This is a genomic window from Methanoculleus sp. 10 (assembly GCF_913757945.1).
GTDB lineage: Archaea > Halobacteriota > Methanomicrobia > Methanomicrobiales > Methanoculleaceae > Methanoculleus.
In genome coordinates, this window is record NZ_CAJYDP010000004.1 from 142,560 (window position 1) to 166,576 (window position 24,017).

The 24,017-nt window shown below is 63.4% G+C and carries 25 protein-coding genes; 10 read left to right on the forward strand and 15 right to left on the reverse strand.

Annotated elements, in window-relative coordinates:
• Positions 1–3 precede the first annotated feature (3 nt).
• Together QZ408_RS05975 and QZ408_RS05980 are read left to right on the forward strand one after the other, a co-directional pair.
• Entirely contained in the window at positions 4–237 is a 234-nt protein-coding gene (locus tag QZ408_RS05975) for a hypothetical protein (protein ID WP_292490310.1), read from the forward strand.
• A 142-nt stretch (positions 238–379) separates the two neighbouring features.
• Positions 380–1,063: a hypothetical protein gene (locus QZ408_RS05980; RefSeq protein WP_292490311.1), complete on the forward strand. Its 684-nt coding sequence runs from the start codon at positions 380–382 to the stop codon at positions 1,061–1,063.
• Between the two features lie 115 nt (positions 1,064–1,178).
• Here the strand turns inward: QZ408_RS05980 and QZ408_RS05985 are convergent, their stop codons facing one another.
• The 4 genes from QZ408_RS05985 to QZ408_RS06000 are packed head-to-tail and all read right to left on the reverse strand — an operon-like array spanning position 1,179 to position 5,354.
• Positions 1,179–2,339, reverse strand: a complete 1,161-nt coding sequence (locus QZ408_RS05985) for an aconitase X catalytic domain-containing protein (RefSeq protein ID WP_292490313.1) — start codon at positions 2,337–2,339, stop codon at positions 1,179–1,181.
• A gap of 3 nt (positions 2,340–2,342) precedes the next feature.
• Complete coding sequence (locus QZ408_RS05990; protein WP_292490314.1) at positions 2,343–3,584, reverse strand: UbiD family decarboxylase; 1,242 nt, start codon at positions 3,582–3,584, stop codon at positions 2,343–2,345.
• The gene (locus tag QZ408_RS05995) at positions 3,577–4,131 is read right to left on the reverse strand and encodes a UbiX family flavin prenyltransferase (protein ID WP_292490315.1); all 555 of its coding nucleotides are present in this window, start codon (positions 4,129–4,131) and stop codon (positions 3,577–3,579) included. The genes QZ408_RS05990 and QZ408_RS05995 overlap by 8 nt, the downstream gene beginning before the upstream one ends.
• A gap of 14 nt (positions 4,132–4,145) precedes the next feature.
• Positions 4,146–5,354, reverse strand: a complete 1,209-nt coding sequence (locus tag QZ408_RS06000; protein WP_292490316.1) for an HD domain-containing protein — start codon at positions 5,352–5,354, stop codon at positions 4,146–4,148.
• A gap of 46 nt (positions 5,355–5,400) precedes the next feature.
• On the opposite strand from QZ408_RS06000, the gene QZ408_RS06005 reads away from it, so the two are divergent.
• Both QZ408_RS06005 and cofD read left to right on the forward strand, forming a co-directional pair.
• Positions 5,401–6,309, forward strand: a complete 909-nt coding sequence (locus tag QZ408_RS06005; RefSeq protein WP_292490317.1) for a 2-phospho-L-lactate transferase CofD family protein — start codon at positions 5,401–5,403, stop codon at positions 6,307–6,309.
• Between the two features lie 72 nt (positions 6,310–6,381).
• Entirely contained in the window at positions 6,382–7,284 is a 903-nt protein-coding gene (cofD, locus tag QZ408_RS06010) for a 2-phospho-L-lactate transferase (protein WP_292490318.1), read from the forward strand.
• A gap of 9 nt (positions 7,285–7,293) precedes the next feature.
• On the opposite strand, the gene nifU is transcribed toward cofD, so the two are convergent.
• Genes nifU through QZ408_RS06040 form a run of 6 tightly spaced genes read right to left on the reverse strand, consistent with a single transcriptional unit; the run spans position 7,294 to position 9,961 of the window.
• Positions 7,294–7,683: a Fe-S cluster assembly scaffold protein NifU gene (gene nifU, locus QZ408_RS06015; RefSeq protein WP_292490492.1), complete on the reverse strand. Its 390-nt coding sequence runs from the start codon at positions 7,681–7,683 to the stop codon at positions 7,294–7,296.
• Positions 7,684–7,692: 9 nt separating this feature from the next.
• A complete protein-coding gene (locus tag QZ408_RS06020) occupies positions 7,693–8,847 on the reverse strand; it encodes a cysteine desulfurase family protein (RefSeq protein ID WP_292490319.1) in 1,155 nt (384 codons plus the stop codon).
• A 12-nt stretch (positions 8,848–8,859) separates the two neighbouring features.
• Entirely contained in the window at positions 8,860–9,219 is a 360-nt protein-coding gene (locus QZ408_RS06025; protein ID WP_292490320.1) for a DsrE family protein, read from the reverse strand.
• Positions 9,220–9,224: 5 nt separating this feature from the next.
• Positions 9,225–9,455 (reverse strand): sulfurtransferase TusA family protein, encoded by a 231-nt coding sequence (locus QZ408_RS06030; protein WP_292490321.1) that lies wholly within the window; start codon positions 9,453–9,455, stop codon positions 9,225–9,227.
• Between the two features lie 4 nt (positions 9,456–9,459).
• On the reverse strand, positions 9,460–9,708 hold the full coding sequence (locus QZ408_RS06035) for a sulfurtransferase TusA family protein (RefSeq protein ID WP_292490322.1): 249 nt from the start codon (positions 9,706–9,708) through the stop codon (positions 9,460–9,462).
• A 10-nt stretch (positions 9,709–9,718) separates the two neighbouring features.
• A complete protein-coding gene (locus tag QZ408_RS06040) occupies positions 9,719–9,961 on the reverse strand; it encodes a sulfurtransferase TusA family protein (protein ID WP_292490323.1) in 243 nt (80 codons plus the stop codon).
• 593 nt (positions 9,962–10,554) lie between these two features.
• On the opposite strand from QZ408_RS06040, the gene QZ408_RS06045 reads away from it, so the two are divergent.
• From QZ408_RS06045 to QZ408_RS06055, 3 genes are all read left to right on the forward strand, one after another.
• Complete coding sequence (locus QZ408_RS06045) at positions 10,555–11,097, forward strand: arginine decarboxylase, pyruvoyl-dependent (RefSeq protein WP_292490324.1); 543 nt, start codon at positions 10,555–10,557, stop codon at positions 11,095–11,097.
• A 145-nt stretch (positions 11,098–11,242) separates the two neighbouring features.
• Positions 11,243–12,532: an aspartate--tRNA(Asn) ligase gene (aspS, locus tag QZ408_RS06050; RefSeq protein ID WP_292490325.1), complete on the forward strand. Its 1,290-nt coding sequence runs from the start codon at positions 11,243–11,245 to the stop codon at positions 12,530–12,532.
• Entirely contained in the window at positions 12,529–13,431 is a 903-nt protein-coding gene (locus tag QZ408_RS06055; protein ID WP_292490326.1) for a methionine synthase, read from the forward strand. The genes aspS and QZ408_RS06055 overlap by 4 nt, the downstream gene beginning before the upstream one ends.
• Here the strand turns inward: QZ408_RS06055 and QZ408_RS06060 are convergent.
• Positions 13,428–14,012: an ATPase domain-containing protein gene (locus QZ408_RS06060; RefSeq protein ID WP_292490327.1), complete on the reverse strand. Its 585-nt coding sequence runs from the start codon at positions 14,010–14,012 to the stop codon at positions 13,428–13,430. The genes QZ408_RS06055 and QZ408_RS06060 overlap by 4 nt on opposite strands.
• Positions 14,013–14,072: 60 nt before the next feature.
• The gene (locus tag QZ408_RS06065; RefSeq protein ID WP_292490328.1) at positions 14,073–15,623 is read right to left on the reverse strand and encodes a class I adenylate-forming enzyme family protein; all 1,551 of its coding nucleotides are present in this window, start codon (positions 15,621–15,623) and stop codon (positions 14,073–14,075) included.
• Positions 15,624–15,989: 366 nt separating this feature from the next.
• Between QZ408_RS06065 and QZ408_RS06070 the strand changes: the two genes are divergently transcribed.
• A complete protein-coding gene (locus QZ408_RS06070) occupies positions 15,990–17,615 on the forward strand; it encodes a S41 family peptidase (RefSeq protein ID WP_292490329.1) in 1,626 nt (541 codons plus the stop codon).
• A 120-nt stretch (positions 17,616–17,735) separates the two neighbouring features.
• Here QZ408_RS06070 and cas7c read toward each other — a convergent pair whose 3' ends face one another.
• Positions 17,736–18,659: a type I-C CRISPR-associated protein Cas7/Csd2 gene (cas7c, locus tag QZ408_RS06075; RefSeq protein ID WP_292490330.1), complete on the reverse strand. Its 924-nt coding sequence runs from the start codon at positions 18,657–18,659 to the stop codon at positions 17,736–17,738.
• A complete protein-coding gene (locus QZ408_RS06080; RefSeq protein ID WP_292490331.1) occupies positions 18,656–19,156 on the reverse strand; it encodes a type I-C CRISPR-associated protein Cas8c/Csd1 in 501 nt (166 codons plus the stop codon). Before QZ408_RS06080 ends, cas7c begins: the two co-directional genes overlap by 4 nt.
• A gap of 43 nt (positions 19,157–19,199) precedes the next feature.
• Between QZ408_RS06080 and QZ408_RS06085 the strand changes: the two genes are divergently transcribed.
• Positions 19,200–20,642 (forward strand): transposase, encoded by a 1,443-nt coding sequence (locus QZ408_RS06085; protein WP_292490332.1) that lies wholly within the window; start codon positions 19,200–19,202, stop codon positions 20,640–20,642.
• A gap of 186 nt (positions 20,643–20,828) precedes the next feature.
• The gene (locus tag QZ408_RS06090; RefSeq protein ID WP_292490333.1) at positions 20,829–21,437 is read left to right on the forward strand and encodes a plasmid pRiA4b ORF-3 family protein; all 609 of its coding nucleotides are present in this window, start codon (positions 20,829–20,831) and stop codon (positions 21,435–21,437) included.
• Between the two features lie 151 nt (positions 21,438–21,588).
• Here QZ408_RS06090 and QZ408_RS06095 read toward each other — a convergent pair whose 3' ends face one another.
• On the reverse strand, positions 21,589–24,006 hold the full coding sequence (locus QZ408_RS06095) for a CDC48 family AAA ATPase (protein WP_292490334.1): 2,418 nt from the start codon (positions 24,004–24,006) through the stop codon (positions 21,589–21,591).
• Between the last annotated feature and the right edge of the window lie 11 nt (positions 24,007–24,017).

The following is a 24,017-nucleotide window of genomic DNA, read 5'->3' on the forward strand; positions in this document are numbered from 1 at the left end:
AGAGTGACGTGCAATCGCGGAAGAGTAGCAATCAGGAGGCATGATGCCAAGAAGGGTTGCACGGAGAGATACGGCGCCGCCATCTGCCGGACGCCGGTGAGAGAGGCGGTCCTCCGCACCATCCGCACGACTCTTGCGGGTTTCTCCGGGATCGAGGCTGGGTACGTCTTCGGTTCGTTCTTCAGGGAGGATTTTGGCGACGTGGGCGTAGCAGCCCTGGTCTCCGGGGCAGGATGATCCCGGGACATAGGGCTATATAGTATCGCATATACCGGCCGTGCATTCCGTCTGACCCGGGAGGATGCTTCATCGTGCGTATGTCCCGCACACTGTGAAAATAGCCGGGTTGGATTGGAACCAGTCATAGGATGTGACGTATATGCAAAAAACGTTGCTGAGGGGCAGTATCCTGTTAAGTATTCTCATCGTCACGTGCGCATCCGCCGTGACGGCGGTGCCGGTGGGGCCGCCGCAGATCCCGGGAGGCCCCGCGGGCCCCACCGCTTCAGGCATGGAGAATATCATCAAACCCGGGACGATTCTGACATATGATGCGTACGTCTCCGAGATCACGACCGACCAGTACGGCATATCGAGCCAGTCCCCTGTCGTATCCTTCGACTGGGTCGTGAAGGTCGAGGAGGCGTCAGGCGGCCACTACGCGGGAACTGCGGAGCTCATCCCGCGCAGCGGGACGGTAGAGAGTCAGGTGCACCGGTGGTCGTACATAGAAGGGCAGCAGAACCCGGACTGGTACGGCCCCCCGCTCTGGGTTGACCCGGGAAGCCCGGCAGAGTCCGCGGGAACGTATGGAAAAGGTACCTGGCAACTCCTTGGGGACCCCATGGGCCTGAAGATGCCCAACCCCTTCACCGGCACCGAACAGTCCGTGAACCAGATGGAGATGAGGGGGCCGGGGATCCGGCGGTATATATCGTATGACACCGACTACGGGACAGTCCTCCTGTACACCGAGAAGACGGACCAGTACTTCATGTCCTTCTGGTCCCGGCCCCTGAATGCAGGCGGCCTGACCGGGCCGTTCGGGGGGTTGGTCCCGTAACGCACCGGGTCATCCCGGCGCCTGCGGCGGACCGCGGATACCCCCGGGCGACTTCGCGAAAGGGCAGCATGCGGTTTAGGGAGAGGGGCGGGCGGGATGGAGCGCCGGCCCCCCTTCACGACGTCGCGACCTCGACGCACTCTTTCCGTGTCCCGATCCGGGCGAGCGCCCCGCACATCCCGGGAACGTAGGCAAGGGCTTTGCCCGAATCCACCATGATCGAGCCGAACTCGTCCATCCGGGGCGAGACGACCATGCAGGTGTCCGTGATCACCCGGGCGCCGCTGCGCTCGATGGCGACGACAAGGTCGGGGTTGTTCTTTGTGACCCCCCGGGCGGCGAAGATGTAGAAGGGTTTCGTCGTCTTCTTCCCCTTGAGGAGGTCGGCGAGTTCGCGGAGTTCGTCCGGGGAGCAGTGCGGGCACCCGACCGCGACCGCCTCGACCTCGCTCTCCGCAAAGAGTGCCTCGATCTCGTCCTCGCTCACCGTCACCCGGTCAAGGTCGCCGGTCTCAAAGGAGAAGACCCGGGCCTCCGGGGTGATCTTATCGACGTGGAAGAGCGCAACCGCGCCGGTCGCCGCCATCGCCGCCCCGAGCGCCTTCAACTGGTCGCGGTTTGGCCGGACCCCGGAAAAGATCGGGATCCGGTTCCCCACCTTCTTCCCGGCGACATGGCCGATGGCGCCCCAGTGGTCGGAACGTGGGCCCGTGCCGCCCTCGACCTCGACGACGACCTGCGGCCGCCGGTTCGCGACGATGTGGAGGCCGTAGTAAGGGGTCTTCCCGATGATCGCCGCCGCAAGGGCGCTCGGCCCGCCTTCCCGGTTCGTCCGGGCGCCGAGGACCGAGTTTGCGTAGGCGACCGCCGACGACTCCGACCAGGCCAGGTGCTCCCCGTACTCCGTTATGCGGAGGTAGTACGGGGTGCAGGTGCACTCGAGTTTGATCCCGAGCTTCCGGTAGGCCTCAACGACCTCCGCCTGGCGGCGGGCGAACTCCTCCTTGATCCCGAACTCCCGCCACCCCTCCTGCGGCATACCGATGGGGTTTAAGACGGTCGGGACCGCCACCCGGGCGCCGAGGCTCTGCAGCCAGGCAAGCCCCCACCTCCCGATGGTCTTATACGACGCACCGCTCACCTGGGCGCTCGTGATCGGGACAAGCCTCTCGGCCCCGTAGACATTGCCGAGCGCGACCAGGATCTCCATCATCTTCTGCCGTGTCCCGCCGAACTCGCCGGCGAGCACCTTCTCGTCATCTTCGTCCAGGTACATGAACTATGGCCACTCCGCTCTCCTGAATTCGTCCTCTCTGCCCATAACCATCGTGGCGTCGACCCCGACCTTCACGTTCGTCCCGTCTGCAAGACGCATCGGGTCAAGCGACGACCCCCGCACCCCGGTGACGATCATGATGTCGGTATCGCCCCGCACCCTTGTGGCAATCGCGTACTCGACGTCGTAGGGATCGTGGATGTCGATATCCTCGTCCACCACCACGACGTGCTTCAAGGACGTATGGGCGGCAAACGCCGCCATGATGGCGTTCTTCGCGTCGCCTTGCGTGTTCTTCCGGATCTGGACCACACCGTGGAGGTAGCCGGCGCCGCCTTTCGTGAGGAGGACATCTTTCACCGTCGTCACCTCGCTGACCGCGCGGTAGATCTTGGGCTCATACGGGGCTCCCATCAGGAGCTTGTGCTCGTCGCCGGCAGGGAGGATGCCGTGGTAGATGGGGTCCTCCTTGAGGTACATCCGGGAGAACTCGATCACCGGCTGCTGCCGCACGGGGTCGTAGGTCCCGGTGATGTCGACGAACGGCCCCTCCGCCGCCGTCTCCGGCCCGATGGAACCCTCGAGCACGATCTCGGCGCCGGGAACCCGGACACCGTTCTCGCACTCATGGATGGCGAGTTCCCCGCCCATCAGCTCCGCCGCGTAGGCGAGTTCCTTTCCATCCGGGACGCGGGTGCAGGCGGCAAACGTCACGAGGGGGTGCGTCCCGACGGTGACCGCGACCGGGAGACGTTCCCCCCGGGCAAGCGCCGCCTTGAGCAGCGTGTGGGTGTGCCTCCCCTCCACCAGGCGGGCGACAACCCTCCGGTCGTCGAGGACCATCATCCGGTGGATGGAGGCGTTCTCCACGCCGTCAAAACGGGAGAAGACCACGCCTGCCGTGAAGTAGCGCCCGGCGTCGCCCGGGAAGTGCTTCATGACCGGGAGGCGCGAGAGGTCGGCGGGGATGCCGCCGGGGCACCGCCCGGCGTCCACGATGCGGCCGCCATACGTCGCGGCCGCGAGGTGCCGGACGAGGTCCCGCTCCCCGACGCCGAGGGCCGCCGCGAGCGCGCTCCGGTCGGCGAGCAGGTTCATCACCGCCCGGTGCCCGTCGAGGTCGTGGAAGAAGAGGATCTTGCCGGCCCGGCTCGCCATCCGGGGAGCCTCGTAGACGGTCGAGCAGGACCGCTCGATCTCCTCGACCCGGCCCTGCTCCCGCATCATTGCTATGAACTCACGCATCGTATCCGCTCCATCGGGACCCGAGGGCATGTTCGACCCCCAGGTGGTCGAGCACCCGGGCCGCCACCATATCGACGAGGTCGTCGATCGTCTCCGGGTGCTGGTAGAAGGGAGGGCTTGCGACCATCACGGTCGCGCCGGCCTCGTCGGCGGCGAGCATGTTCTTTAAGTGGACCCGGGAGAGCGGCATCTCCCGGAGGAGGAGGAGGAGGGGCCGCCGCTCCTTGAGGCAGACGTCCGCCGCCCGGGCGATCAGGTTGTCGGCGAGGCCGTTGCTGACCGCTGCAAGCGTCTTCATGCTGCAGGGGACGATCGCCATGCCGTCGTAGCGAAACGATCCGCTCGCGATATCCGCCGCGAGGTTACTGTTCTCGGCGTATACGGCGTCGAACCCGGTAAGGTCCACGCCCTCGATCCCGGCGATCTGCCGGGCCGTGTCGGATACGACGATATGCACCGTTGCCCGGTCGCAGAGCACCTCGAGCAGGCGATGGGCGTATATGACCCCGCTCGCCCCGGTGACCCCGATGACAAACTCCTTCTTCATCTCTTCCCCATCAGTTATGTCACTACGAGTTTATCCTGTTTTGTCGCCCGCTTCACCCGGAGGACTTCTGTCGCCGCCTGCTCCACCACCCGCCGGTGCTCCGGGGCGGTGTAGACCCCAAGGCGCCACTGCTGCCGCCGGGTGTCGTTTAAGGTGCTGATGAGAGGCGAGACCTCCTCGATATCCACCATGGCGTGGCTGTTCCTGACCCGGACCTCCATCGAGAGGGCCCGCGGGAGCGGGGGGATGTCCACGAGGACCTCCGCCGCCGGGACTCCGGCGGTCTCGGCGATGGCGAGGGCAAGGTCCCGCTCCCGGGCGGGCCCGGGGTCCTGCCGGAGGGCTGCGGCGTTCACCCGGTCTTCACCGACGTAGAGCGCCCGCTTGTAGAGGTCCCGGGCGTAGACCCGGTTGGCAAGGTCGCGGGTGATCTCGCAAGGTGAGTGCTTCAGCCGCTCCATGCAGGCGGCGTCGTCCATCCGCACGAGTTCGCGGGCGTCCGTGCCCGGGACGTTCAGCACCTCTTCCCGGAGGGCGTGGACGAACATGCTCGTCGCGATCCGGCTCACGTGGTGGAAGTAGACCGCCGGGCGCATCAGGGTCCGGGCGATGAGGAGCGATTCGGCGGCGTTGATACCGCTTTCACGCAGCGCGATGCCCGATTCGGCGAGGACCGAGCACCGGATAAGCCGGTGTGCGTCGACCGTCCCGTAGGGTACGCCGGTGTAGTGGGCGTCCCGCATCAGGTAGTCCATCCGGTCGACGTCGAGGCTCCCGTGGATGATGCTTGCGAAGCGGTGCTTGCCTGCGACGACGGCGCAGACCTCGGCAGGGTCGATCCCTTCCGCCTCGAGGATGTCGGCGATCGCTCCCTCCCTGACGAGACAGTCGATCTGGTGGTGGCCTCGCCCGACGAACTCCTCCATCACCGGCTCGGTGACGTGGGAGAAGGGGCCGTGGCCGATGTCGTGGAGGAGGGCGGCTGTCGTGACGAGTTTCATCTCGCCGTCGTCAAGCCCGAGCTCCCGGCACATGAGGCCGGCAAGGTGCATCGTCCCGAGCGAGTGCTCAAACCGGGTGTGGTTGGCGCCCGGGTAGACGAGGTTGGCAAACCCAAGCTGGGTGACGTGGCGGAGCCGCTGGACAACTCCCGAGTCGAGCAGCCTGAGCACCGGTTCGTCCGCCTCGACGTAGCCGTGGACCGGATCCTTGATGATCTTCATCCGTTCTGTTAAGATTCTTGAGAGGGGAACGATAAAGGTATGGAGAATGATCTCTTTCCTCTCGGGCGGAACCGGAACGCCCGCGCTCATCCGGGGCGCCCGGCAGATCCTCTACGACAGTGAGATTGCCGTGATCGCGAACACCGCCGAGGACCTCTGGGTCTCGGGGAGCCACGCCGCCCCCGACATCGATGCCGCCGTCTTCCTCTTCGCCGGGATCCTTGACACAAACCGCGGGTGGGGGATCAAGGGGGACACCTACGCCACCCATAACTACCTCCCGAAGGTGGCGGGCAGCGAACCCTTCCCCGTCGGCGACCGCGCCCGGGCGGTCCAGATCGCCCGGGCGGCCCTCCTGAAGGAGGGAAAGACCCTGACGGAGGCGGTCGAGATCCAGTGCCGGGCGCTCAGCATCGGGGCGACCGTCCTCCCGGCGACCGACGCGGAGGCCGGGATGCTCGTCGATACCGGGACCGGACACCTGCCGCTCTTCACCTACCGGACGTGCGCCGCAACCGATACCGAGGTGCGGGAACTCATCCGCACCGCCCCCGAACCGTCGGCGGTAACGGATGAGGTGCAGGCAGCGATCGAGGCGAGCGATGCCGTGGTGATCGGCCCGGCAAACCCGGCATCAAGTATCCTTCCCATCCTCGATTGCGAGGGAATGCGCCGTCTCCTCCTTGATACGTTCGTCGTCGCGGTCTCGCCGTTCCGGGGCGATGTTCTGCCGGACCCAAAGGACGCCGCCCTGATGTACGCCGCCGGCGAGAAACCGACATCCCCCGGGGTCTTCCGGCTTTATGGGGACATCGTCGACGTCTTCGTCCAGGACCTCCACGACCCGGACGTAGTCGAAGGCTCGCTCCGCCTGGAGACCCGCCTCCTGCACGAGCGGCAGGCCGAATCGCTCGCCTGGGATATCATGGCGGTCATACGGCACGCGGTTTCGTAAGAAGAGAGGAGTGCCGCCCGGCAGGATTTGGGAAAATTCATATACGGTTGCGCTTGATACGCTAATTATCCCATGATAACCTTCCTCTCGGGCGGGACCGGGACCCCGAAACTCCTCCGCGGCATGCAGGAGTTACTGGACGAACAGGAGATCGCGGTCGTCGTCAACACTGCCGAGGACATGTGGCTCTCCGGGAACCATCTCTCGCCCGATATCGACACGGTCATGTACCTCTTTGCGGATATCCTCGACACCGGCCGGTGGTGGGGAATCCGTGACGACACCTACATCACCCACGACCTCCTCGCGAGACTCGGTGTCGAGGAGTTCATCGCCGTCGGGGACCGGGACCGGGCGGTCCACGTCGCCCGGGGGGAGATGCTCAGGAGCGGGATGAGGCTCACCGAGGCGACGGCGGCCCTCTGCACGAAGCTCGACGTCCTCGCGACCGTCCTCCCGATGACCGACTCCGTGGTGACGACCTACGTCAAGACACGCCGGGGCGAGATGCATTTCCAGGAATACTGGGTGAAGCACCGGGGCGACGTGGCGATCGAGGGCGTGGTCCGGCGGTACCGGCAACCGCCGGTCGCGACCGACGAGGTGATCCGGACGATCGACGCGAGCGATGCCGTGGTGATCGGGCCGAGCAACCCGGTCACGAGCATATCGCCGATCCTCGAGTGCGCCGGTGTCCGGGAGGCGCTCAGGAGTAAGCTCGTCATCGCGGTCAGCCCCTTCATCGGCGACGCGCCGGTCAGCGGCCCGGCGGCGGCCCTGATGCGGGCCTTCGGGAAAGAACCCTCGTCCGCCGGGACCTACAGTCTCTATCGGGATTTTGTGGACATCTTCATCCAGGATATCCGGGACCCGGTCATGATCGACGGGGCACTCCGCCTCGATACCCTGATGGTCTACCGGGGGAAAAGCCTGGATCTCGCGAAAAATATACTGACGCTGATCTACGGGTGCTGAGGGGCAGCGTCACTCTTTCTTCTGCTTATCCCGGTAGTCCTGTATCGCCGCGTGGAGCGCGTCCGCCGCGAGGTTCGAGCAGTGCATCTTTCTCGGCGGCAGCCCCTCAAGCTCGGTCGCCACGTCGTCGCGGGTGATCTTCATCGCCTCATCGAGCGTCTTTCCCTTGGCAAGATCGGTCACCATGCTGCTTGTGGCGATCGCCGAACCGCACCCGAACGTCCGGAACCTGATATCCTCGATGACGTCATCCCTGACCCTGATGAAGATCTCCATGAGGTCTCCACAGACGGGGTTGCCGACCTTGCCGTAGCCGTCAGGGTTCTCGATAACCCCGACGTTATGCGGGTTCATGAAGTGCTCCATCACCTTCTGGCTGTATCCGATCTGGTCTGCCAAACTCTTCACCTATAGCGGTGTAATGGCCCGCAGGCGTTTAACTGTTTCTCTTGCGGCGTTGACGACCCGGGGCACTTCATCGAGGCTGTTTCTGCGCCCGAGCGTCGCGACCATCGATCCGTGCGCCTCGTCGTGGGCGAGCCCGATGGCGAGGAGGACGTGCGAGGCCTCAAGCGTCCGGGAGGTGCACGCCGACCCGGTGGCGACCGCGATGCCGAGCATGTCCATGGCGAGCTGGATGCTCTCGCCCTCGATCCGGGAGAACCGGAAACTGGCATGGTGCGGGAGCCTTTCTGCCGGGTGGCCGGTCAGGTAGGCCTCCTCGATCCCGGTGATGCCGTCGATGAGACTATCCCGGATTGTGCGGAGGCGCCTGCTCTCCTCCGGCATCTCCTCCTTTGCGATTCGGGCCGCCTCACCCATGCAGGCGATGCCAAAGACGTTCTCGGTCCCGGGCCGGAGACCGCGCTCCTGCCCGCCCCCGACGAGGACCGGCTGGACCCGGACCCCCGGGCGGATGTAGAGCGCCCCGACGCCGTCCGGCCCCCCGAGCTGGTTTCCCGAGAGGGTGAGAAGGTCGATGCCGTCACGCCCGACGTCGACGGGTATCCTCCCCGCGGCGTCGGTGGCGTCGACGTGGAGGAGACCGCCCCGGTCGTGGACGATCTCCGCCACGTCCCGGATCGGCTCGATCGTCCCGATCTCGTTGTTCGCGGAGTGGACCGACGTGACGACGGTCCCCGGCGTGACCGCCGCTTTGAGGGCGTCGAGATCGATGACGCCGAAACGGTCGACCGGGACCTGCGTGTAGACAAACCCGTTCTTCTGCAGGTCTCTTGCCGGGTTCAGCACGGATATGTGCTCGATGGCGCTCGTGACGACCCTCTTCCCGAGCTTCTGGTTCCGGAGCGCGGTCCCCCGGATGGCGATGTTGTTCGACTCGGTCGCCCCGCTCGTGAATATGATCGAGGCCGGGTCCTCTGCGCCGATGAGCGCCGCCACCTTCTCCCGCGCCCCGGCTACGGCCGCCTGCGCCGCGAGCCCTTCCCGGTAGATCGTGGAGGGGTTGCCGGCGAAACTCTCCGGAAACTGCCTCGCGAACCGGGCGACCCCGGGGTGGACCGGCATCGCCGCCGCGTGGTCAAGATAGATCCGTCCATCCATTTCCGGCTGCCTCTAAAACGTTATGACCGCGTCCGCGTCGATGGCAAGATCGTTTAAGGTGAGCGCGCCCACGACCTGCCCCTCCGGGATGAAGTCGCCCCGTGCGATACCGAGGAGCTGGGTGCTCTGCTCGCAGATGTAGATCTTGGCCCCCGCGGCGATCGCCTGGTCGCGCATCTCCGAGAGTTTCGGGAAGTTCCCGACCTGGATCCCCTCCGCCGCCCCCCTCTTCACGACCGTCACCCCCCTGATCATGAAGTAGATGTCGGCGTCCATATCCATCGCGCGTGCCGTCATCGCGAGAACGAACGGTGCGTAGAGCCGCTCGGGCGTCTCGGTGCCGCTTGTCTGGATGTAGAGTATCCGTGCCATACGGTTCACACTCCTTTCCGGATGGAGAAGGTGATCTTCTCTCCCTCCTTCTCCTCGCCCACGATATCGTGGCCCATCCTTCTCGCCCAGACCCTGACGTCCTCTGCGGTGGGCTGGTTGTCAACGTCGACCTTCAGGACGGCGCCGGTTGCGAGTCGGTCCATCCCCTCTTTGAGCAGGATGACCGGCGCCTGGCAGTAGGCACCCCGGGCATCCACGTAGCCTTCGGCATCCATCGGATCACGTCGCCTTCGCCGCTGCCGCCGCTCCCTTGCGTAAAATAAGGGTCGTCACGCCCGAGGCGACGTGCTCCTCCTCGATTGTATGTCCGTTCTCGCCCGCCCAGGACCTGACCGTCTCGATGAGATCCGGTTTGTCGGTCATCACCTGCAGGACCTGCCCCTCGCTGAGCGCATTCATCTCTCCCTCGATCGACAGCATGGGCGACTGGCATATGCCGATGCAACTGACAACCTTATCCGCGTACACTCACATCACCTCACTTCATCCTCCGGATGAAGAACCTCATGATTCTGTCATCCTTCTCGAACTTCACGATCTCGTGCCCCACCCGGCTCGCCCAGCGCCGGATATCCTCCTCTGCTGCCGGATCGTCCGCCTCAACAAGGAGCACCTCCCCGACGCCGATCTTCTCGATCGCCTCTTTGGTCATCGCAATCGGCATGGGGCAGTAGAGCCCGAGACAATCGACGACCGCAGAGGGTTTGATATCCTGTTGCATTTCTCCATCTCCCGTGGTGGGACGTGCCCGGGGATCCGGGTGCCGTGACGCCCGGGCGCACGCCCGGTTGCACCGGATCATGCACCATTCCATATAAGCGTTCCTCCGGGAGGAGGGCCTATGGCGGGGGCGGCACCGGAGAACCCCGGCGACTCCCCGGAGGATCAGGAGGAGCATACGCAGGGCGGGAGGCGGCGGCCGCACCTCCCGGTACCGGCAGGGGCGCCCGATCTCCGTGAGCTGGTATCCCCGGCGGATGGCGGGATCTCGCAACCCCGGGTGCGCTCCCTCTCCCGGATCGCTCATCAGGTGCGCTCAACCGCTCTCTCCCCCGACCGCCCGGATCTTCCCCGATAGAGAAGAATACGGCAGTGATCCCGGTTCGGGCGGTTCTGCAGGTGAAGAGCGGCAGGCGCGGGGGCTGTCGCGGCCACTCCGGCGAGCCCTGAAAGCCATCAATTTTTAGCCTGTTTTACCATTTGCTGGCATATTACCGACCTAATGCAAAAAATTGACGAAATTTCAATCCATTCTCAATTTGTGCCTGTTATCACCGAAAATTTTAAAAAATTCAAACGATAAGAAGATCCTTAATGTTCGTTCCGACCAAGTGTTTCTTCACGAAGGGTGTGGGTATCCACAAAGACAAACTGGCATCGTTCGAGCTGGCTCTCCGCCAGGCGGGCATCGAGAAGTACAACCTCGTCTACGTCTCGAGTATCTTCCCCCCGAACTGCCAGCTGGTCTCGAAGGAGGAAGGGTTACAGCACCTCTCCCCAGGCAGCATCGTCTACGTCGTCATGGCCCGGAATGAGACCAACGAACCGAGCAGGCTCGCCTCCGCCGCTATCGGCCACGCGATGCCGAAGGAGAGCAACACCTACGGCTACCTCTCCGAGCACCATGCCTTCGGGGAGACGGCAGAGGTTTCGGGCGAGTACGCCGAAGACCTTGCGGCAACCATGCTTGCGACAACGCTCGGTATCGAGTTCGATCCCGACCGGGCATGGCAGGAGCGTGAACAGATCTACAAGGCCAGCGGCCGGATCATCAGCACGACCCACACCTGCCAGGCAGCGGAAGGGGTTATGGACGGCCGCTGGACGACGGTCATCGCCGCCGCAGTCTTCCTGTAGCCCCGCACCCCCCGGGGCAGCCGCCTTTTTTTCCCGCTTCCCGCCGGTGCAGGCCATAATCCCGTCGCCTTGCCGGAGCAATCCCCCGGCCGGGAGCGCAAGACAAAATACCTCCCGGGGCCCACATTGTACCCAGGTTTTTCATATGCGTTTACCAATACGGGCCGTAACCCCAACGACCGAATCTGCCGAGATCATCGGCTGGGTGCACGAGGTCCGCGATCTTGGAGGACTCTCGTTCTTCCTGATCCGCGACCGGACCGGCATCATCCAGGTGACCATCCCGAAGAAGAAGGTCCCGGCTGAGATCCTCGATATTGCCCGGGACGTCTCGCGCGAGTCCGTGGTCAGGGTCCGGGGAACGGTCAAAGCGATCGAGAAAGCCCCGGGCGGGCGCGAGATCGTCCCCGAGGAGCTTGAGATCATCAGCATCGCAGAGAGCCCGCTCCCGCTCGACGTCGCGGAGAAAGTGCCCGCCGAGATGGATACCCGGATCGACTCCCGGTTCTTAGACGTGAGGAAACCCCGTGTCCGCGCCATCTTCTTCATCCGCTCGGCGGTGACCTGCGCCGCGACGGAGTTCCTCGCCTCCCGCGGCTGCATCAACATCACCACGCCAAAGATCGTCGCGGCGGCGACCGAGGGCGGCACCGAGCTCTTCCCGATCGCCTACTTCGAGAAAGAAGCGTTCATGAACCAGAGCCCGCAGCTCTACAAGCAGATGATGATGGCGGCCGGGTTTGAGGCGGTCTTTGAGATCGGCCCCATCTTCCGCGCCGAGGAGCACAACACCGTCCGGCACCTCAACGAGGCCACGTCGCTTGACGTGGAGGTCTCGTTTGCCGACCACAACGGCGTCATGGACCTTCTCGAAGACCTGATCGTCCACGTCTATGACTGCGTCAAAAAGACCTGCGGCGAGCACCTCGCGGAGCTCGGGGTCGACCTCGAGGTCCCGGCAACACCGTTCCCGCGGATACCCTACGTGGAGGCGATCGAGATCGCGAACCGGACCATCGAGGAGAAACTCTCCTTCGGCGACGATCTCACCCCGGCGGCCGAGAGGGCGATCGGCGACGTGATCGGGCAGCACTACTTCATCGTCGACTGGCCGACCGATATCAGGCCCTACTACGCGATGCCCTACCCGGACCGACCGGAGTTCTGCAAGGCGTTCGATATGATGCACCCCCGGATGGAGCTCTCCTCCGGCGCCCAGCGTATTCACGACCACGACCTCCTCGTGGAGCGGATCCGCGCAAAAGGCCTCTCCCCCGAGAGTTTCGAGTTCTACTTAAAGACGTTCCGCTACGGCATGCCCCCGCACGCCGGATGGGGGCTCGGCATCGAGCGCCTGGTGATGACGATGCTCAACCTCGGCAACATCCGCGAGGCGGCGCTCTTCCCGCGCGACCGGCACAGACTGACGCCATGACCCTGACAAGCATGCGCCTCCCGACCACGGTGGTCGGGAGTTACCCGGTGGTGAAAGGCTCGGGGATTATGGGCCTTGTGGACCCGCTGAAGCACGCGGTGGAGGTAGCGGTCGCCGACCAGATCGCTGCCGGGATCGATATCATCTCCGACGGCCAGGTCCGCGGCGACATGATCCACGCCTTCACCTCCCGTCTCCCCGGCATCCGGGGCTCCGCGGTCGTCGGGAAGGTCCAGCCGGCCCGGCAGCCCATCACCGTCGCGGATACGAAGTATGCCCTCTCCCGGCACCCGAAGGTGAAGGGGATCCTCACCGGCCCGAGCACGCTCGCGCACGGCCTGAAGTTAGAGACCCCGTTCTACCGGAACAGGGACGAACTGGTCCTCGACCTTGCGCAGGCGCTCGCGGTCGAGGCGGGCTACCTCCAGGACGCCGGCGTTACGCTCCTCCAGATCGACGAGCCCATCTTCTCCACGGGGGCCGCAAACATCGCCGTCGGCCGCGAGGCGGTGAACGCCATCGCCGGGAGGCTCCGGGTTCCGGTCTCTCTCCACGTCTGCGGGAACCTCAGGAACGTCGTGGACGACATCCTCAGGACAAACGTCGCCGTCTTTGACTTTGAGTTTGCAAACAACCCATCCAACCTCGACGTGCTCTCGGCAAAGGACCTGCGCGGCCGGATGATCGGCTACGGCTGCGTGGACTCGGCGGACCCCGGCGTCGAGAGCGTCGAGGTCATCCGGAAAAGGATCGAGACGGGGGTCGATCTCTTCTCGCCGGAGGCGATGCTCATCGATCCCGACTGCGGCCTGCGGATGCGGACGCGCGAGGAGGCGTTTTCCAAACTGAAGAATATGAATATTGCGGCAGGGCTGGTCCGGGCTGAGTATGCGGACTAGACCACCCTGCTCGTCGTCGAGAGTTCAAGGCCCTTTGCGATGATGTGGTAGGGGATCACCCGCTGCGGCACGTTCGCATCCTTGAGTTTCTCGATGGCGAGCGTCCTCTCGACCTCGTTGCCGTGGACCTGGTGCCTGAGGGTGATGAAGACGTCCGCGGCACGCATCATCCGCGCCTCCTCAAGGGGGCTGTGGAGACCGGTGTAGAGGAGGTAGATGATGGTTGCCCCTCCTTCGACGATCGCCCGGGTATCATGCAGGACAAACCGGGTGGCCGCATCGATACCCCGGGTGGCGATCAGCGTGGAGAGAGAGTCCACGACGATCCTCTCACCCTGCATGGCCCCGGCCAGCGCCGCTGTATCCATGCCCCGTGCATCGGTCATACCCTCCCGGGGCACGGCGTCAAGCATCAGGTATGCACCCGCCGCGTTCCCCGTCCGCCAGAACTGCTGCGCCAGGAGCTCAAGGCCGCTTAAGGGCGATCCGGATATGATGATACGGGCGCCCGGCGGGAATCCCCCGTCGAGCGCAAGGTCCAGGCCCGCGATACCTGTCGAACGTTTGCTGGTGTCTGCCACGTCTGCACCTCGGGTGTACGTCAGGAGTATCTATACACCGCTTTTTCCTTAATAATACCCTCAGGTGTGGCCGATGCCGGCGGCACCGCAGTACTCCTCCCTGAGGCGCTTCCGGAGGAGTTTCCAGCCGTTCACCCGGGGGATCTCGGCCGCCAGGATGATCCGGCGGGGGACCTTGTAGCCGGCAAGGCGTTCGCGGGCGAAGGCGATGATGCCGTCGGGGGTGACGCCGCCCTCCGCGGGGACCACCACGGCCACCGGGACCTCGCCCCGGTGCTCGTCGGGGCACCCGAAGACCGCCGCGTCGCGGACACCCGGGTGCTGGACGAGGACGTCCTCGACCTCGGTCGGGTAGACCTTCCAGCCCGACATGACGATCATGTCCTTCTTCCGGTCGGTGATGGAGAGCATCCCCTCCGCATCGAGGTGGCCGACGTCGCCGGTCAGGAACCAGCCGTCGGGGAGGAAGGCGGCGCGGGTCTCTTCCGGCATCTGCCAGTAGCCGAGCGCCACCCCCGGCCCCCGGAGGGCGATCTCCCCGTCCTCGCCGGGACCGAGCTCCCGGGCGGGATCGTTCGCGTCGACGATCTTCACCTCCGAGAACCCGACCGGGGTGCCGACGCTTCGGAACTCGTCGGCGGTCGCGTAGTGCTCGGGGCGGATGGCGGTCCCGGTACCGACGACGACCGTCTCGGAGAGGCCGTAGGCGTTGACGACGGGAATATTAAACCGCTCGTGGAAGGGTTTCCAGACGCCGGGCGTCAGGGGGCCGCCGCCGCTGATCATCACCCGGACGGTGGCGAGCGCCGCTTCGGTCCCCGGCGGGGTCTGGAGGAGGGAGTGGATCACCGGCGGCATGCCGGCGACGATCGTGGCCCGGTATTCACGGGCGAGGTCGAGGTAGCGGGCGAGGTCGAACCGTTCCATGACGACGTAGGTCCCGCCCGCCCGGAGGGTGGCGATGCCCCAGCTGATGCCGACGTGCCCCATCGGGTAGATGCCGAGGTAGATGTCGTCAGGGGTGATCCGGAGGACGTCCCGCTCGGCATCCATCGCCGCGATCCAGTTGCCGTGGGTGAGCATGGCGCCTTTGGGTTTCCCGGTGGTGCCGGAGGTATACTGGATCTGGCAGAGGTCGTCGAACCGGCAGTGGGCGGCGCGGCGGCACGGGTCCGCACGGAGGAGCTCGGTCCACGGCGTGGCGCCGGCGATCTTGCCGCCGACGGCGACGACGTGCCGGAGCGCCGGTGTTTGGTCCCGGATGCGGCCGACGAGGGCCGCACCCTCCGCGTCGGTGATGACGGCGGCGGCTCCTGCGTCGCGGACGGCGTAGAGGACCTCGTTCTCCCGGTAGACCCGGTTCGTCGGGACCGCGACGGCGCCGATCCGCCAGAGGGCGAGGTAACTTACCAGGTACTCCACCGAACTGTCCAGGTAGATGCAGACCCGCTCCCCGCGCCCGATCCCGAGGGCGAGGAGGCCGCCTGCGGCCCGGGCGACCAGGTCGAGGAGGTTGGCGCGGGTATAGGACTCCCCCCGGGAGGGGACGACGAGAGCGGTTTTTGTGGGGTTACAGGCGTTGGCGTCGAGAAACGTGGTGCAGTTCGGCATGGGGTACTCCGTGTTGCAGGTGTGCTCTTTGATGTATATGCTTGTTCATAGTGCTGTAAATAGGTTGCCCCAATGGCAGCAGCGGACCGGGCCACCGTATTCCGGGGCGCGTGAGGCGGATCGCGAGCGTCCCCTGAACTTCGTGTGCGGCCCGGTCCCGGCCTCCGGCGCGGGGTGGCGCTCGCGAAGGGGAGATGCGGGGGACAGCAATCCCACGGCCTTCGCGGCAGCGGGAGGTTTGCCCTCGTGCCTATTCTCCCGGCTCCCTGCTGGTCCCGGGGTGGGAAAACGCAACGGTCAAATCTCGCGGTGAGAAACGGATGTTTAGGGAAGATTATCGTGCACTTAAGATGGTTACGCGCAATATTGGCAGGGCTGCCGGCTCTGGTCCTGCTTCTCGCCCTCGTGTCGCCGGTATCCGCCGGCCTCTACACCGATTCGTGCGGGATGGTATGGACGGATACCTCCATCATATTCGAGCGGGACAACGAGACGGCCTACAACGAGGAACTGATGGCGTCGTACGCACCCATCATGGCCAACCTGACGGGAGAGGTTCCTGATTTCAGCAACATGTCCTGGAGCGACGCCTTCCGTGAGACGTGCGCCTATATGGAAGAACGCTATGCCTTCACGGAGTGGCGCGGCGTCGACTGGGATTTGCTCTACGCGACGTATGCCCCCGGGATCGCGGATGCCGAGAAGAACCGCGACAACGCCGCGTACTACCGGACGCTCCGGGAGTTTGCGTATGCCATCCCTGACGGGCACGTGATGGTCCTCTCCCCCGACGACTTCGGGGCGAAGTATGCTGATATCGGGGGTGGCTACGGGTTTGTCGTCGCACGACTCGATACGGGGAAGGTGATCGTGACCTACGTCGCGGAGGGGAGCGGTGCAGAGAAGGCGGGGATCCGGTTCGGCGACGAGGTGGTCTCCTGGAACGGCCGGCCGGTCGGGGAGGCGATCGACGCGACATCGATCATCTGGACCCCGGTCAAGCCTTCGACCACTGAAGGAGTTCTCCTCCAGAAGCAGCGGTTCCTGACCCGGGCGCCGGTTGGGGCCGGGGCGACGGTCGGGATAGCCGGTCCCGGGGATTCGGTGCCACGCACGGTCAACCTGACCGCGGCGGAGGACGGCTATGACACGCTCGCCCGGACGAGCATCTTCCTCGGCCGCGAGGCGAACGACGGAGCTGCCGGGTCAGGGGCGGAACTCAAAGCGATGATCACGAACGAGACCGTGACTACCCGGACCCTCTCCGGCGGTATCGTCTACATCGCGGTCTACGAGGAAGATATCCACAACACCTACCAGCCCTTCAAGGCGGCGGTGAAGGGCGCGATCGCGGATAGGGCGCCCGGCATCGTCATCGACCTCCGGTTCAACCGGGGCGGGGACGACAACCTGGCCGCCGCTCTCGCGGCCTGGTTCGTGGACCGGCCGGTCTTCTACGAGTACGGCACCATGTACGACCCCGGGACCGGGGAGTTCGCGCCCCTCTGGGAGTCCTGGAGCGAGCCCCGGCCCGACCGCTATGAGGGCCCGGTCGCGGTCCTCGTCAGCCCCTACACCATCAGCTCGGGCGAGGGTCTCCCGAAGGTCTTTGCAGAGTCAGGGACGGGTGCGATCGTCTCGTGGTACGGGACGAACGGGGCGTTCGGCATCGAGACGCTCGGGCCGGTGCTGCCCCCCGGGATCATGACGGCCTTCCCGGCGGGTGCATCGCTCGACGAGAACGGCCGGATCCAGGTGGACAGCAACGCGTCGATGGTCGGCGGAGTCGCCCCGACGGTGCGGGTGCCGCTCGATGCGGATACCCTGGCGCGGGCGATGGCCGGGGAGGATGTCCAGCTCACGTATGCGGTCGGGTGGATCGAGGCGCAGGCGGGGAACGGGACCGCGGAGCCGTCCCAGAAGGCGGCGCCGGGATGGATAATTCCACTCGTGGCGATTGTGAGCCTCGCGGTCTGGCTTGGCCGGCGGTGAGGGGGGAGCCCTCCCACCTTTACCGTGCGGGATCAAAATCGATCGAACCGATGTTCACCGATATGCCATCCCGACGGTTGGGATAGTCTGCACCGGCGACTCTCACCGCGGGTTCACTCGTTACCTTCCTTCAAAGATCTCGGATTCGAGACCTTCCAGCCTGTCTACCGTGATATCATAATCCTCGATGGACTTCGGCGCATCCGTCTTTGGCCGCGCATGCAACGTCCGGTGGACCTTCGCCGAAGAATACTGTCCGCTCTTTGAGTTGTGTTTCCACCAGAACACCCTGTACACCTCCATACTGCCCTCCGGGCGGGCCGATGAACTGTCGTTCTCGAATAACGTAATGAGAGCCTTGCGGATGCTATCTGCATCCTCTGTCGAAAAACCGGTCTTTTCCGCGAGCTGGCAGTTGATGCTTCCGTAAAACACATACACCCCAAAGTCCACGCGGTACTTCATGCCCATTGTGTCGGGAGCCTTCTTGTATGGATCTTTTTCGTTAGTTTCCCCATTAACACTTTTAGTTATCTGTAGGGCGGTGATTTCAACGGGATCGACACTGAATGCTGGATGAATGGATACCGGTCCACGGATACCTATTGACACGGGCTCAGCATTATCTGTCTGATCCACCTCTGTATTGTCCTGCTTTTTACTAGCCTTTTTACCGGGTTTTTTAGCCTTGTAAGCGAACACTTGGCCGAAACTTCGGACATCAATCCACCGCCCACAGGCTAATTTCTCTGCATCTTCTTTTTTCCCATCAGTTAACGCTTTTTTTAATGGTTCATACCCGTCTGCACGATCTTTCAGGCTCAAATGATTATCCGAACGGCGATCAACAGACTGTACGAAGATGCAGTTACCCATGTCTTGCAACCTGTTTCTGATTTTGCGTTTGATGCAGACATCAGACATCTCTCCGATCCCTTCATAAGTGGTACGCGGGCAGTTTCCGTTTAACGGATCTCCATTTGGGTTTGCATTCTTCGCTGATACAATCACGGCAAAATCAATCTTGTTTTCCAGTTGTGTCATTTCCCATCATCTCTGTCTATAGATCTAGCCTGAGTTGCTCTTTCGGCTTCCTCTCTTGATTTTTTTCGGGCTATTGCTTCTTTTCTCTCAATCTCAAACTGATTCAACTGACTCTGATACCCCAGCAGATATAGCGACGTGAGAGGCGTATCATCAAAACCCACAGGATCGACTTTCAGCCCCTCCATTATGGCATTCATTTCCGCTTCATACCTGTTTCCCACAGCATCAGGACTTGCGGTCCGGAACTTTGCCATGTACGGGAGAAGTTTCTGGTACAGTTCGCTCCAGGTTCTTGCCGGGTACTTATGGATCCTCGGCATCGCCCGTTCCGCGTTCGTTTGTCGTGGCGTGTTCCCACTGCTTTTTATAGACAGTTCTTCGATTTTCCTTGCGTAGGCAAGCAGCCTGCCAAAGAGGTAGTTCCGATCCCAAACATTTCTGTGATTAGGGATTGTTCTCCGCACTCTGCGCTCCATTTGCCTCTCGGCCACCATAACAACGAAAGATCTATATACTTATACTCCCTAATATTATGGCATGGAAGAGTGGGTAGCTGCTTGGCTTGAGCAGCAGCGGCAGATGGGGAAGAAGTGCCTTGAGATCAAATACATCCAGGGTAAACCGTATGTGTATCACTCGACAAGTGTCTACGACCGGGAGACAAAAAAGACCCGGAAAGTCTCACGCTATCTTGGCCGGCTCACCCCGGATCGTGGTCTCCTCGCCAGGGGTTCTTCCCGGCCATCGCAGGAAGAACGTCCTGTGACTGCCCTGCAGCGGCCTCGATTTGTGCACGAATACGGTAACGCCCATCTTCTCGCCCTGGAGTTCCAGGATCTCATCCCGGTTCTCACCGAAGCGTTCCCTGACCACTGGCAGGAGATTATCGCTCTTGTCTTCACCCGCATCACCGGATATCTCCCCCTCAAACGCGTGAAGGCATCCTGGGAGAAACTGGACAATTCCCTGAATATCCAGCCCGATTGCTCCCCCAGAACCCTCTCTACCATGCTCCGGGCCATCGGCGACGACCGCATCGGTCAGGACAGGATCTTCCAGCACCTTCGCACCGGCAACCGCCATCTCATCTACGATCTCTCCTTTGTCTTCTCCCTCTCCGATAACCTCTCTCTTGCCGAGTGGGGCCACAATGCCCGAGAGATCGCCCTTCCCCAGGTGAACCTCGCTCTCTTCTCCGGGCGAGAGACGGGGTTGCCGGTGATGCTGCGCCCCCTCCCGGGGTCGGTAAAGGATGTCACGACGCTCCTCCCCTCCATGGATGGTCTGCACCTTGCGGATGCCATCCTGATCCTGGATCGCGGGTTCATCTCCGGAAAGGTGGTCGAGGGGATCATCAGCCGTGAGTGCTCGTACCTCCTCCCGCTCCGTCGTGACAGTGTCCACTATGCAACCCGGATCCACCTCAACGACCGGTTCCTGTACCACAAGCGCCTGATCCGGGGGGGAAGGAGGGAGATCGGGGACAGGACCCTCTACCTCTTCGAGGATGAGGATCTGCGACTCGAGGAGAGGAAGACCCTCTTCCAACGACTCACTGAGGGCACGATCACGAAGGAGGTAGCCAGGGAACAGGAGAAACGCGCCGGCCGCATCCTCTTTCTCTCGAACCTTGATGAGACGCCGCAGCAGATCTATGAACTCTACAAGACTCGCGATCTGGTGGAGAAGCACTTCGATACCCTGAAGAACGAGATCCAGGCAGATATCCTGTATCTTTCGGATAGGAGTGCGGTCTGCGGCCATCTCTTCGTCGGGTTCCTCTGCCTGTATCTCTACTGCAGGTTGCTGGCACGCATTAAGAAAGCAGACCTGACGGCGGAGTACTCACCCAAGGATCTCTTACTGATCTTTTCGAAGGTGATGAGAGTGTCCTATGAGGGGTTCGACCAGATCACCGAGGTCCCAAAGAAGGTACGCGACCTCGAACAGAAACTGGGGGTGGAGCTATTCCCTAAGTGAGAGAATCGTTTGGGCTGTACCGGGAGTGCCGTGCATCGCCCGGCGGATATGGCAGGAGATCGGAACCACGGCAGGAACCTTTTTCCGGCGGTACGGGAATGAATATCTACTGATGAATGAGAGTCCGCACGACCGGGGATGCGCTGCATCCGACGCGCCTGCGGGATCTCAAGGAGCATGAGGCGTATGCCGGGAAAAAAGAAGAAAGCATTCGAGAACGTGTATCAGTTCAAGATTACTCTCCGGGACATCCGCCCTCCTATCTGGAGAAGGATTCAGGTGCCGGAGACCTACAGTTTCTGGGACTTTCATGTTGCAATCCAGGACGCGATGGGATGGACCGACAGCCACCTGCACGAGTTCCAGATGAAAGACCCAAAGAGCCATGCCGAGGTAGAGATCGGGTTCCCGAACGAATTCGCTCCCGGGACACTGCTCGGCTGGGAGATCGCCATGGCCGACTTCTTCGCCATAAATAATCCCCGGGCGATGTATACCTACGATTTCGGCGACGACTGGAAGCACATGATCATCCTTGAGAAGATCCTCCCAAAGGAGCCCGGCATCAGGTATCCCAGATGCATCAAGGGAAAGCGGGCATGCCCTCCTGAGGACATCGGGGGTGTGTGGGGATACGAGGAATACCTGGAGAAACTCAGAAATCCGGATGCACGTGATGAAGATGATGCGTACTACGACTTCGATCACGACCCCGAACATTTCAGTTGCGCGGAGGTTGTCTTTGACGACCCCGAAGAGAGGTTGAGGCTGAGCGGCGTCGTGGATAGTTTCTGATACCGCTGATTGATCTGCTGGAATCCCGGCATGCGACCCCCGATCGGACGGGGGAGAGATTATCAGGAGCGATAGAATTTGCCCGGACGATAGTGAGGGGAGATATCCCGTGCAAAAAACAGTTCTCCGGGGGTCTTCCCCGGATGCCCGCCTACTGGTATTCCGGCGGCTGGATCTCTTTTGGCAGCCCGCCTTTGAAGTGCTGCTGCACCTTCCCGTAGTACTGCCGCAGCCGTTCGTTCATCGTCGCGTGCACCTTCTCCTGCGCCCGGTCGAAGTGCGACGCGTTCACGTGGGTAGCGCCTTCCCGCATCGCGAGCATGGCCGCCTCCCGGCCGAGCGCTTCGAGGTCCGAGCCGACGAACCCCTCCGCATCGGCCGCGATCTTTCGGATGAGCCGGTCCCGTGTGGGATCGTCGAGGTCGATATTCTGCTGGGAGAAGAGGTCGACGATCTTCCTCCTCCGGAGAGAGCGCCGGAGCCCCTCGTCGTCGCTCGCCGCAACCGCGGCGCGATGGCTCCGCACATCCTCAACGCTCGCACGGCGGCCGGCACCGACCGCGAGCACCAGGTCCTCGATCTCGTTCTCCGAGAGCCCCTCGGTCACGTCCACGAGGTCTTCGATCGCAGAACCCTCGATCGGCATGTAGCGGGTGTGGATCTTGAGGATCTTCTCCCGGTCGTCCCGCCCGGGCTCGCCTATGTAGACAAGCCGGTCAAACCGCCCGGGCCGGAGCAGCGCCGGATCGACCATATCCGGCCGGTTCGTCGCTCCCATCACCACCACGCCCCGGAGTTCCTCAAGCCCGTCGATCTCGGTGAGGATCTGGTTTAAGACGCTCTCGATCACGTGCGACTCGGTGCCGCCGCCGCGGGCGGGGGCAAGAGCATCCAGTTCGTCGAAGAAGATGATGGACGGCGCCACCTGCCGGGCCTTCTTGAAGACCTCGCGGACAGCCCGCTCGCTCTCGCCGACCCACTTCGAGAGGAGCTGGGGGCCTTTGACGGGCACGAAGTTCGCCCCGCTCTCGCTCGCGACCGCCTTTGCGATCAGGGTCTTCCCGGTCCCCGGCGGGCCGTAGAGGAGGACACCCTTCGGGGGCTCGATACCGAGGTCTTCGAACTGCTCCCGCCGGGTGAGCGGGTACTCGACCGCCTCGCGGATATCCTGTTTCGCCTCGGTAAGGCCGCCCACGTCCTCCCAGGTGGTGTGCGGCACCTCGAGGAGGATCTCCCGCATGGCGCTCGGGCCCACGTCGCGGAGGGCGTCACGGAAGTCCTTGCCCTGCACCTCCATCTTCTCGAGGATCTCCGGCGGGATCTCCTCGGCCTCGAGGTCGATCTCGGGGAGATAACGCCGGAGCGCCTTGATCGCCGCCTCACGGGCGAGAGCGGCGAGGTCCGCCCCGACAAACCCGTGGGTCTGCTGGGCGATGGAGGCGATGTCCACGCCTTCCCCAAGCGGCATACCCCGGGTGTGGATATGGAGCACCTGGACCCGGTCGTCCTCCGGCGGGACCCCGATCTCGATCTCCCGGTCGAACCGGCCGGGACGGCGGAGGGCGGGGTCGATGGCGTCGAGCCGGTTCGTGGCCCCGATCACCACGACCTGCCCCCGCTCCTCGAGCCCGTCCATCATCGTCAGGAGCTGGGCCACCACACGCCGCTCGACCTCCCCGGTCACCTCCTCGCGCCGGGGGGCGATCGAGTCGAGTTCGTCGATGAAGATGATGGCCGGCGCATGCTGCCGGGCGTCCTCAAAGACCTCGCGGAGCCGTTGTTCACTCTCGCCGTAGTACTTCGAGATCACCTCGGGTCCCGCGATCGATATGAAGTGGGCTCCGCTCTCGCTCGCGACCGCCTTTGCGATCAGGGTCTTCCCGGTCCCCGGCGGGCCGTAGAGGAGGACGCCCTTCGGAGGCTCGATACCGAGCTTCCGGAAGATCTCGGGGTGGCGCATGGGAAGCTCAATCGTCTCGCGGACACGCTGCAGCTCGCCCTTCAGGCCGCCGATATCCTCGTAACTGATCCGTTTGACGCCCTCAAACCCGGCGGCGGGTTTCTCGGAGAACTCGATCTTCGTATTCTTGGTGATGATCACGGCGTTCTCCGGCTCCACCACCACGGCCTTGAACGCGACGAGCTGGGGCTGCATGAACGGGAGCCCCGCCTGGATCGGCACGGAATCGTTCTTCACGACGGGAAAGTCGATCAGCTTGTTGACGACGCTGCTGTAATTGATGGGGAGCTGTTTCGGGAGGTCTTCGGGAGGCGCGAGCACCACCCGTTTCGCCTCGACCTCCTCGTCCAGCGTCTTTATCTTTATACGGTCCCCGATGCTGGCACCGGTGTTGAGCCGGGTAAAATTATCGATCCGGACCTTCCCCTGGTGCCAGTCGTTCACCATGGCACGCCAGACCTTGGCCACGGTGCGGCGCTTTCCTTCGATAGCGACAAGGTCTCCGGGGCTGAGCCGAAGCTGCAGCATGGTGTCGGGGTCGAGCCGTGCCTTGCCCGCCCCCTGATCCTCCGGATAAGCGCTATCTACCTTCAAGTATATCTCGGGCATTACCTCTAATT